This window comes from Pseudomonas sp. TNT3, from assembly GCF_010095445.2.
Classification (GTDB): domain Bacteria; phylum Pseudomonadota; class Gammaproteobacteria; order Pseudomonadales; family Pseudomonadaceae; genus Aquipseudomonas.
Map to the genome: position 1 here is coordinate 1 of NZ_WFGV02000125.1, position 2,356 is coordinate 2,356.

Sequence of the window (2,356 nt, forward strand, 5' to 3'; positions counted from 1 at the left end):
CTGTCAGCGCCAACAAGTCAGCCGCGACCGCCACCAGTGCGTTGGCCGCGTGGAAACGCTCGGTCAGTTCGCGGTAATCGAACAGGTCGCCGTTGCTCGCCGGATACTGCAGCAGGGCGCCGAAGAATGGGCTGACGTCGCTCAGCTCGCGCTCGTCGCCGACCACGACGTCGATGCCCAGTGGCTCGGCGCGGGTACGCAACACATCCAGGGTTTGCGGATGGCAATGCACGGACGCAAAGAACGCGTGGCTGCCTTTGTTCTTGCTCAGGCGTTTGCAGAAGGTCATGGCTTCGGCAGCCGCGGTGGCTTCATCGAGCAGCGAAGCGTTGGCAATCGGCAGGCCGGTCAGGTCGCTGATCAGGGTCTGGAAGTTCAACAGCGCTTCGAGACGGCCCTGGGAAATTTCCGGTTGATACGGGGTGTACGCGGTGTACCAGGCCGGGTTTTCCAGCAGGTTGCGCAGGATCGGCGACGGCGTGTGCGTGCCGTAATAACCCTGGCCGATATAGGTTTTGAACAGCTGGTTCTTGGCCGCGATACCTTTGATCAGCGCCAGGGCGTCGGCTTCGCTCAAACCGTCGTCCATGCCCAGGACGCTGGTGCCTTTGATGCTTTCGGGGATCACACTGGCGCTCAAGGCTTCCAGGGAATCAAAGCCGAGGCTGTTGAGCATGGCTTGCTCATCGCCGGAACGCGGGCCGATGTGGCGGGCGATGAATTCGTTATGGGTGTCGAGGAAAGTGGTCATGGGCAGCCCTCACGCGTCAGTCTGGTCTTGGATCAGACGGTCGTAGGCGGTCTGATCCAGCAGTTGGCCGACAGCGGCAGCGTCAGCGGGTTTGAAACGGAAGAACCAGCCTTCGCCCAGCGGATCTTCGTTGACCAGATCCGGGCTGTTGTCCAACACCGAATTCACTTCCAGCACCTCGCCGTCCAGCGGCATGCTGATGCTGCTGGCGGCTTTCACCGATTCCACCACCGACACTTCAGCACCGGCGCTGAAGCTTCCCAACTCGGGCACTTGAACAAACACCACATCCCCCAGCGCCTGTTGCGCAAACGCGGTGATGCCAACGGTAACGCTGCCGTCAGCTTCGGTGCGCAGCCATTCGTGTTCGACGGTAAAACGCAATTCGCTCATATCAACTCCTCATTGTTCTGACTCAACCGCTACAGGTGGCGGATGACGATTCGGCAGGCTCGTGTCGGGAAGCGAGCTTGGCTGGAGGAGAGATAGCAAGGGCGGTGCCAAGGTTGATAAGTTGTTTTAAATCAGTGGCTTATTGATTAATGGGGAAGTTTGACGCACGGCTCGCGTATTGAATTCAATACAAGCAGGTGAAGGGAAGGTGCCGAAGCCCGGGCAGACAGGTCGAGAGGGTTTTGTCTTGATTTCGATACGGTGTATCGATTTGTAGACATTGTTGAAAAAAGCTCATCCCTTGTGGGAGCGGGCTTGCCCGCGATGAGGCCGTGTCAGTCACCGTTTGTGTTGACTGACATACCGCAATCGCGGGCAAGCCCGCTCCCACAGGGTTTTCAGTATTTCTGAGATCGGCGATCAGGGTTTGTTGGGAATTCCGTACTTGCGCAACCGAATGGCAATCGCGCTATGGGAGGTTTGCAACCGCGCCGCGAGCAGTCGGCTGGACGGATAACTTTGGTAAAGCTGTTCCAGCAAATTCCGCTCAAACCCTTCGACAGCCTCTTCCAGGCTGCCCACTTCGCCATCGTTCTTGCGCTCTACCGCCGTGTGCGCAATGTCGAGATCGTCGATGTCCACCAGCGGGTTTTCGCAAATCGCCGCCGCGCGAAAGATCACGTTCTGCAGTTGCCGTACGTTCCCCGGCCAGCGGTTGCCGAGCAGGGCGGGAAAGGTGCTGGGCGCCAGACGACAGACCGGGCGCTGGATCTGCGCGCAGGCCTGCTGCATGAAGTGCTGGGCCATCAACAGGATGTCGTGGCCACGTTCGCGCAGCGGCGGTACCTGCAGGTTGAGCACATTGAGGCGGTAGAACAGGTCTTCGCGAAAGTGCCCTTCGCTGACCATTTTTTCCAGGTCGCGGTGGGTCGCGCTGAGGATCCGCACGTTGACCTTGACCTCACGATCGCCCCCGACGCGACGGAAGCAGCCATCGCTGAGGAAACGCAGCAACTTGGCTTGCAGATACGGCGACATCTCGCCGACTTCGTCGAGAAACACCGTGCCTTGGTCGGCCAGCTCCAGCAGCCCGAGCTTGCCGCCCCGTTGCGCCCCGGTGAACGCGCCGGGGGCGTAGCCGAACAGCTCGCTTTCGGCCAGGCTCTCGGGCAGCGCCGCGCAGTTGAGGGCCAGGAATGGCTTTTCATGCCG

The 2,356-nt window shown here is 60.1% G+C and carries 2 protein-coding genes and 1 pseudogene; all 3 read right to left on the reverse strand.

Annotation, left to right across the window (positions count from 1 at the left end; translation table 11 throughout):
* Positions 1–751 (reverse strand): annotated as a pseudogene (locus GBC55_RS29650) (glycine dehydrogenase (aminomethyl-transferring)); the annotation flags it as partial.
* Positions 752–760: 9 nt separating this feature from the next.
* Positions 761–1,144: a glycine cleavage system protein GcvH gene (gcvH, locus tag GBC55_RS29655; RefSeq protein ID WP_162441212.1), complete on the reverse strand. Its 384-nt coding sequence runs from the start codon at positions 1,142–1,144 to the stop codon at positions 761–763.
* Positions 1,145–1,564: 420 nt separating this feature from the next.
* On the reverse strand, positions 1,565–2,356 hold a 792-nt coding region (locus tag GBC55_RS29660; protein ID WP_247267079.1), incomplete at its 5' end, for a sigma 54-interacting transcriptional regulator.

Bases quoted from the DNA above. Each gene is read 5' to 3' on its own strand.
- gcvH (WP_162441212.1), bottom strand. From the start codon at position 1,144: ATGAGCGAATTGCGTTTTACCGTCGAACACGAATGGCTGCGCACCGAA.